This window comes from Endozoicomonas sp. 4G, from assembly GCF_023822025.1.
Taxonomy (GTDB): Bacteria; Pseudomonadota; Gammaproteobacteria; order Pseudomonadales; family Endozoicomonadaceae; genus Endozoicomonas_A.
This window is the reverse complement of the sequence record NZ_CP082909.1, coordinates 464,240-472,824: the sequence shown is the minus strand read 5'-3', so window position 1 is coordinate 472,824 and position 8,585 is coordinate 464,240. Positions and strand designations below refer to the sequence as shown.

The following is an 8,585-nucleotide window of genomic DNA, read 5'->3' as shown; positions in this document are numbered from 1 at the left end:
ACGGGAAGCTCTCCGTAACTAACAAATTGTTCAGCCCTCACCTATCCTAGCAGCCTGTCGGACTTAAGGCTGCCAGAAACCTGATCGAAACCCCCGACCTCTCTCCAGATTTTGACTAACCTGATTTCCCAATAAACAGTTCAACGACTGGGAAGCCAAGCCTTGCTGTCCAAAAAACCATTGATTTTGACCTTAGCCATGGCTTTTTCTGTGCATTGCTCTAATGGCCAGGCTCAGGAAAACAGGTTGCCTTTACTCTTTTTGAAGCAAGAACCTGAGGAGAACCACAGCGACATGCCAGAAGTTTGCTTCGGTGATGACATGCTCTTAAAGCCAGATATTCGCTATTGCTTTGCTCCTGACCCTGGCGTTGAAGCTGAGGCTTATCGTCGAACAGCCTCTGACGGGGGTTCTGGCAGTGGCGACGTCAGCACCTCCGATGAAAACGGCGACAACCGTTCAAACGAAGACGAAGCTGATACCGACTCTAATGTTCGGTATGTAGCCACGACACTTAATCCTTTTCCAGTATCAAATGAAATCATTCAGTATTGTACGACTCTGACACTGAAAAAGATTAAGCAGGAGTCTGTTTCAGACAGTGAAATAGCCACTGAGTCAGAGGCAGTGGTGACAGTAGCGGACTCAACTGCTTACAGCACTGATCAGGCCGACCATCTGAAAACGCACAGACAGATCCCCCTGTCTGCCGACCATAGACCCAAGAGATCCAAGATACACCGGTGTGACCATGAGGGCTGCAACTACAGTACCGACCGGGCAACCGATCTGAAAAAGCACAAACAAACTCACCTGCCTGCTGACCAGAGAGCCAAGGTACACCAATGTGACCATGAGGGCTGCAACTACAGCACCTACCGGGTGGACCGTCTGAAAAAGCACAAAGAAACCCACCTGCCTGCCGACCAGAGACCCAAGGTACACCAGTGTGACCATGAGGATTGCAACTACCGCACTAACCACATGGGCAACCTGAATATGCACAAACAGATCCACCTGCCTGTCGACCAGAGACTCAAGAGACTCAGGAAATCCAGGATGCGCCAGTGTGACCATGAGGGCTGCAACTACAGAACCCGGGCGGACCATCTGAATAGGCACAAAAAGACCCACCTGCCTGCTGACCAGAGGCCCAAAAGACCCAAGACACCCGAGAGACCCAAGATACACCAGTGTGACCATGTGGACTGCAACTACCGCACCTACCACACGGGCAATCTGAAAAGACACGAACTAACCCACCTGCATGCCGACCAGAGGCGCAAAAGCAAAGCGTATGACCAGCTGCTATCTAACGAGAAAAGAAAGAAGGGGGATAAAGAATAGAAATCTCTAACCCAGGTTTTGACTAACCTGATTTCACAATAAACCGTTCCACAACTGGGAAGCCAAGCCTTGCTCTCCAAAAAACCATTGATTTTAACCTTGGCCATGGCCTTTTCTGTGCATTGCTCTGATGGCCACGCTCAGGAAAGCAGGTTGCCTTTGCTCTTTTTTTTCCCGGTTCGGGAGGCGCTATCAGAACTTGACTCTACGGTTAAAGCTATCGCCACTGAGATGCCGCAAGGAGACGATCAACAACGTGAAATCATTGCAACAGCCAAACAAAGGGAGAGTCTGATGCTCTCTCGCTTTAGAGGCGACAAAAGGCCTGAGGAATCAGGACAAGCAGGCATCAAAGAAGAGAGCGAAACTACTGAATGGTGGGAGTTGAAGCAAGAATCCGAGGCAAACGACAGCGATATGCCAGGAGTTTGCTTAAGTAATGGCATTCTCTTAAAGCCAGACACTCGCTATTGCTTTTCTCCTGCCCCTGGCGTCGAAGCTAAGGCTTACAGCCGGGCAGCCTCTGATGATAGTGCCGACAGCGAAGACAGTGGCAGTGAAGAGAGCGGCACCTCTGATGAAAACAGCGACAACCGCCCAGACGAAGCTGATGCCGACTCTGATGTTCTGTATGTAACCACGACACTTAATCCTTTTCCTGTATCAAATGAAATCAGTCAGTATTGTGCAACTCTGGCACTGAAAAAGATTAAGCAAGAGCCCGTTTCAGACAGTGAAATAGCCACTGAGTCAGAGATAGACGTGACAGCAGCGAACCCGGTTAACCACTTAAAAATCAGCGCCTGCAGCACCGAGCAAGCGGGCCCTCTGAAAAGGCACCAACAGACGCACCTGCCTGTCGACCAGAGACTCAGGATGCACCAGTGTGATCATCAGGGCTGCAACTACAGCACCAGGCATGTGGGGCATCTGATAAGGCACAAACGGGCCCACATGGCTAACGACAAGAAAGTCAAAAAAAACAAGGTGCAACAACATTGTGATCATGAGGGCTGCAACTACAGCACCGACCACACGGGCAATCTGAAAATGCACAAACGAACCCACTGGCCTGCTGACCTGAGAGCCAAGGTGCACCAGTGTGAGCATGAGAACTGCCACTTCAGCACCAAACACATGGGCCACCTGAAAGCCCACAAACGGAACCACTGGCGACCCAAAAGCCCCAGGATGCGCCAGTGTGACCATGAGGGCTGCAACTACAGCACCGACCATCCGGGCCATCTGAAAGCGCACAAACAGATCCACCTGCCTGCTGACCAGAGACCTAAGATGCTCCGCTGTGACCATGAGGGCTGCAACTACAGAACCGACCATAAGGGCAATCTAAAAAAACACAAACACATTCACTTGCCTGTCGACCAGAGACCCAAAAGAAAAGCGTATAACCAGCTGCCACCCAGCAAAAAAAGAAAGAAGGGTGATAAAGAATGATCCACCTTCCAGCCCGGCTCAAAGAAACCTCCGACCTCTCTCCAGATTTTGACTAACCTGACTTCCCAATAAACATTTTAACGACTGGGAATTCAGGCCTTGCTATCCAAAAAAGCATTGATTTTGACCTTGGCCGCTGCCTGTTCTGTGCATAGTTCTTCTAATGGGCATAGTTCTAATGGGCATAGCTCTAATGGCCAGGCTCAGGAAAATAGTATCCCCTTGCTCTTCGCTCTGACTGTCGGCAAGGCGCTTATCAACACCCCGAAACCTTTTATTGAGGTCTCATCCATGATGGGAGAACCAGAACGCGACAAAAGACCTGAAGAAGAGAGCGAAACTATTGAATGGTGGGAGTTGGAGCAAGAACACGAGGCGAGCGACAGCGATATGTCACGAGTTTGCTTCGGTGATGACATCCTCTTAAAACCAGACACTCGCTATTGCTTTTCCCCCGACCCTGACGTCGAAGCTAAGGCTTACAGTCGGACAGTATCTGACGAGGGTTCTGGCAGTGAAGACAGCGGCTCTTCTGATGAAAGCAGCGGCGCTTCTGATGAAAGCAGCGAGAACAGTTCAAACGAGGACGAAGACGAAGCTGATACCGAATCTAATGTTCAGTGTGTAAAAACGACACCTGATGCTTTTCGGGCATTAAACGAAATCGGTGAGTATTGTGCGACTCTGAGACTGAAAATGATTAATCAGGATCCCATTTCAAACAGTGAAATAGCCACTGAGCCAAAGGCAGAAGTGACAGAAGCAGACTCTGCTAACAACCCGGAAATCACTTCACCTGCGTACAGCATCAGGCGCACAGGCTATCTGAAAATGCACAAACGAACCCACCTGCCTGCCAACCAGAGAGCCAAGATACTCCTGTGTGAACATGAGAGCTGCAACTACAGTACCGGCCACATGAATAACCTGAAAAAGCACGAACGGACTCACCTGCCTGCCAGCCAGAGACTCAAGCCGCACCGGTGTAATCATGAGGGCTGCAACTACAGGACCGATGTGGCGGGCAATCTGAAAACACACAAACAGAAACACCTGCCTGCCGACCAGAGACCCAAAAGACCCAAGGTGCATAAGTGCAACCATGAGGGCTGCAACTACAGGACCGACCAGGCGGGCAATCTGAAAACGCACCAACAGAAACACCTGCCTGCCGACCAGAGATCCAAAAGACCCAGGATCCACCCGTGTGACCATGAAGGCTGCAACTACAACACCAGCTATGCGCACAATCTGAAAAAGCACAAAGAGACCCACCTGCCTGCCGACCAGAGACCCAAAAGACTCGAGGTGCACCGGTGTGACCATGAGGGTTGCAACTACAGCACCAGCTATCCGTGGAATCTGAAAACGCACAAACGGACCCACCTGCCTGCCGACCAGAGACCCCGGGAACCCAGAGCCAAAAGAGCCAAAAGAACCAAAAGTCCCAAAGAACCCAAAATGCACCAGTGTGATCATGAGGGCTGCCAATACCGCGCCAAACTGGCGGGCAATCTGAAAAAGCACAAACAGACCCACCTGCCTGCCGACCAGAGACTCAAGGTGCACCAGTGCGACCATGAGGGCTGCAACTACCGCACCGACCTGACGAGCAGTCTGAAAGCGCACAAACTGACCCACCTGCCTGTCGACCAGAGACCCTGGAGACCCTGGAGACCCAAAGTACACCAGTGTGATTATAAAGACTGCAACTACCGTACCGACCTGAAAGCCAATCTGAAAAAGCACAAAGTGATCCACTTGCCTGCCGACCAGAGACTCAAGGTGCACCAGTGTGACCATAAGGGCTGCAGCTACCGCACCGACCACCCGGGCAATCTGAAAACGCACAAACGGATTCACCTGCCCGCCGACCAGAGACCCGAGAGAGCCAAGAAAATCAAAAGGAAAGTGTATGACCAGCCATCCTCTAACAAGAAAAGAAAGAAGGATGACAAAGAATGATCCGCCTCCCAACCCGTCTCAAAGAGTTGTACAAATCTGACTCCGGGTTTAGTCTTGTAGGCAATGTCACGAGGTCAGAATATAAACGATGATTAAAAAAATCACTATCGTGGGCGGAACCCACGGCAACGAATTGATTGGGCCTAACCTGATCAGAAAGCTGGAGCAGAACGGTAGTTTCGAACAGAGCACCATTCCGGTGGATTACCTGCTGGCCAATATTGAAGCTCATAAAGCCGTCAGACGGTTTATGGATTCTGACCTGAATCGATCCTTCACCGATGAAATTCTGGACGGCGATGATGATTCGATTTACGAACATCGCCGGGCCCGGGAAATCAATCAACTGCTTGGCCCCAAGACCAACAACGACCGCTTTATCATTGACCTGCACAGCACCACCAGCAACATGGGAATGACGCTGATTATCAAAGAGCAGGCCGCTTTTAACCTTCAGGCAGCATCCTATGTGCAACAGCATATGCCGAATGTAAAAATCATCCTGAGTGATCGTGACAATCAATTAAGCCGAACGCTGAACAGCCTTTCCGACTATGCCGTGACCGTTGAAGTTGGCCCTCTGCCCAACGGAGTTTTACGACACGATCAGTTTGCCGACACTGAATCAGTGATCCGACATCTGGTGGACTTCGCCCAAATGTCAGTAAACGAACGGAGTCGTATTCTCCCAACGACCACCGAAGTTTATACCGTCACAGACCGGGTCTTTTATCCAAGAAACGACGATGGACAATTATCCGCGATGGTTCACAGCTCTTTACAGGACAGCGATTTTGAGGAGCTGAAACCGGGCATGCCGGTGTTTCAGAATATGGATGGCACAGTCACTCCTTACCAGGGTGAAGCCGGGTACCCTATCTTTATCAACGAAGCTGCCTACTATTACGAGAACACGGCTTTTATGATGACTCGTCGAACAACCGTTGTTCCGGGCAGTTAAACTCTTCAGGGCAACCTTACACCGGCCAGCATTACAATGTTAACCTTTGGGGGTCGGCGTGCTAGCATTCTGACCCCTGAGCCAGAAAACAGCCTGAGCACCATACTGGAGAGATTATGACAAGACGCTTTCATACAGCAGCCATTCTGCCCCTGCTACTGATCACCAGTCTGCTGACAGCCTGTGGCTTTCAGCTGCGAGGCAAGGTCGATATCGCCAGTGAAATCGCCCAGCTGTCTGTCTCAGGAAGTGACCTGCCCTTTGTCAGGGAGTTAAAAAAAGCCCTGGTGCTTAATGGTATTGAAATCACAGACAATGCCCACTACCACCTGCAACTGGTGAGCCTGGAGCGTACTGCCGGTGAAGAGGTTCAAGCCAGTGCCGGTCAGTTTGAGCGCCTGCTGACCCTTAAAGCGACCTACCAGCTCAGCACTGACGATGGCCTGCAACTCTTTGACCCTATCGTGCTCACCAATGAGCGCTATATGTATCAGGACAAAAACCAGGTCAACGCCGCCCAGAGCGAAGAAGCCATTATCTTTGATCAGCTTCGTCAGGATCTGTTGCTGACCACTGTCCGCAGAGTGGCCGGCATTTCCAGCGAAGTGCTGCGCCAGGAAGAAGCCCGTGCCCGCAAAGTGCGTGAAGCCGAGCGTGAGGCGCTGCAAGCGGAACAATGAACATCAGACCCGATCAACTCGGTGCCCAGCTCAAGCGACAACTCGCCGCTGTCTACATAGTCAGTGGCGACGAGCCCCTGCAAGTCTCTGAGTGCTGCGATCAAATCCGGCAACAGGCAAGAAAGCAGGGATTCACCGAGCGCCACGTTTACCATATCGACAATAGTTTTGACTGGGGGGATTTCCTGGCAGCAGCCAACAGTCTTTCTCTTTTCGCTGAAAAACAGATCCTGGAACTCAGGATGCCCAATGGCAAGCCCGGTGATGCCGGCAGAAAAGCTCTTCAGGAGTACCTGAAACACCCTTCTGATGACAACCTGCTACTGATCATTACCGACCGCCTTGATAGTGCTACCCAAAAGGCAAAATGGTTCAAGACCCTGGAACAGGAAGGACTGTTTATCCCCATCTGGCCCATTGAGCACGACAAGCTGCCGGGCTGGATTGCCCGACGTCTGAAAAGCCAGGGGTTTGAAGCCAGCCAGGATGCCCTGTCGCTGCTCTGCGAACGCATTGAAGGAAACCTGCTGGCCGCTTCCCAGGAAATTGAAAAACTGAAGCTACTGGCGAATGACAAAAAGATTGAAGTGGAAACCGTCCGGGAAGCAGTGTCTGACAGTGCCCGCTATGACGTTTTCCAGCTGGCTGATGCCGCATTGAATGGTGATCCGAAAGCGGTGGTCAAAATACTGGGTGGTTTGAAAAGCGAAGGTATTGAGCCACCGATTGTACTCTGGGCGCTGGTCCGTGACGTGCGACTGCTCAGCCACCTCAGTCGGTTAAAATCCCGGGGCACGCCACTGAATGTGGCTTATGATCAGGCGGCCAAAGCTCACGGTATGTCGCCCTTTATTCTCAAAAAGCGTAAACATCTGCTGGAAAAATGCATGGCTCGTCACAGTGAACGTGCTTTTCGTCAAATGCTGATTCACACCGGTCATATAGACAAAAGTGTCAAAGGGCTGGAAAAACTCAACAGCTGGGACGAACTATTGAACCTGAGTCTGAATCTGGCTGGCCTGCCCACTCTCGCTCATACCTGAAGCTCGCTAACCGTCAGGCGTCTGGCTAAAAACTGTTTTCAGGCTTAAACACTCGACTGATTATGTCTTTAATTGGTCGCTTATAATTTCCTATTGCACTAAATAACCTGACTTACTAGACGCATTTGCAACAAGCAAAGAACTTCTATAAAGGCTTCTACGGCAGGGCCGATGGTTCGAGAAATCCGAAACCACGCACAGGAGTGTATGGATATGATTTTTCGAAACCTGCTGGGAGTAGCTGCTGCAATGCTGATAGCGGGCTGTGCCTTCAACCTGTCAAACCACAAAGGGGCCTATAACGAAAAATGGTCCAAGGCCAAAAACCTGACTTATGCCGGTGGCATGCTCGATCAGGTACATGACCAACAGCTGCCTGCCGGAGCCTATAACAAGGAAGGCAAGCTGGAAGATTACAAGCTGGGTAATATCTCCCATCCTGCCTACGGTGCCGCCAGCGGTGTCGTGGGTGTTAACGTCAAACCCTATGGCGCTTTTGAACACTTTTACTGGGGCTGGACGGTACCGGGCGCCAGCCACTACGACCATCACAGAGTGTTTGCCTGGATGCCCATTACCATGGCCGAGGATGAGATCGGAGCCAGGGAAGCCATGGAGCGGATGCTCACCCGCTCCGCACTGACCATCCTGAATGACATGAACTACAAGTACAAGCCGATCAAAACCCCTTTTCAACTCAATGGCCTGGCTTTTAAACAGTGGTACCTGGAACAGACCGGTGCCATCTGCTCTTTTGCCCGTATGAACTGTGTTCTGAGTCTGTATATCCCGGTTCCAGAAGCGGTCAGCCGTGCCCCTTCTTTTTCCTATTTCAGTACCGCGGGCGAGCCAGCCTGGTATTTCTCAGCGACGGATGATGATGCTTTCCCACGTCTGTCCATCACCCAGGGTGAAGGCTTGGAAAGCATCAGCGAGAATGTTTTCTATCAAAAGCTGAGTGCCCGCCTGCCAGGCTGGGTTTACTTTTACATGGCTCCCAAAGAGGTGGGTGTTGGTGACGATAACAAAACCATTGCCTACCCCTATGTGCTGGAAAAGGGCAAGCCGTTGCTGTTTATTCGCCCTGATAAATAGTTAAAAACGAAAAGCAAACCTCAAAATCACTGCTATAGT

General features: G+C 51.0%; 7 protein-coding genes. All 7 read left to right on the top strand.

Annotated elements, in window-relative coordinates:
* The first annotated feature begins 162 nt into the window (after positions 1-162).
* Complete coding sequence (locus K7B67_RS02280; RefSeq protein WP_252178754.1) at positions 163-1,347, top strand: hypothetical protein; 1,185 nt, start codon at positions 163-165, stop codon at positions 1,345-1,347.
* A gap of 69 nt (positions 1,348-1,416) precedes the next feature.
* Positions 1,417-2,802: a hypothetical protein gene (locus K7B67_RS02275; RefSeq protein ID WP_252178753.1), complete on the top strand. Its 1,386-nt coding sequence runs from the start codon at positions 1,417-1,419 to the stop codon at positions 2,800-2,802.
* Positions 2,803-2,901: 99 nt separating this feature from the next.
* Positions 2,902-4,767, top strand: coding sequence for a hypothetical protein (locus K7B67_RS02270; RefSeq protein ID WP_252178752.1), 1,866 nt, complete (start codon positions 2,902-2,904; stop codon positions 4,765-4,767).
* An 88-nt stretch (positions 4,768-4,855) separates the two neighbouring features.
* Positions 4,856-5,728 carry an aspartoacylase gene (locus K7B67_RS02265; RefSeq protein ID WP_252178751.1) on the top strand — a complete coding sequence of 291 codons (873 nt, stop codon included), beginning with the start codon at positions 4,856-4,858 and terminating at the stop codon, positions 5,726-5,728.
* 116 nt (positions 5,729-5,844) lie between these two features.
* Positions 5,845-6,408 carry a hypothetical protein gene (locus tag K7B67_RS02260; protein ID WP_252178750.1) on the top strand — a complete coding sequence of 188 codons (564 nt, stop codon included), beginning with the start codon at positions 5,845-5,847 and terminating at the stop codon, positions 6,406-6,408.
* Complete coding sequence (gene holA, locus K7B67_RS02255) at positions 6,405-7,451, top strand: DNA polymerase III subunit delta (RefSeq protein ID WP_252178749.1); 1,047 nt, start codon at positions 6,405-6,407, stop codon at positions 7,449-7,451. Before K7B67_RS02260 ends, holA begins: the two co-directional genes overlap by 4 nt.
* A gap of 213 nt (positions 7,452-7,664) precedes the next feature.
* Positions 7,665-8,546 carry a hypothetical protein gene (locus K7B67_RS02250; protein ID WP_252178748.1) on the top strand — a complete coding sequence of 294 codons (882 nt, stop codon included), beginning with the start codon at positions 7,665-7,667 and terminating at the stop codon, positions 8,544-8,546.
* Positions 8,547-8,585: the final 39 nt, after the last annotated feature.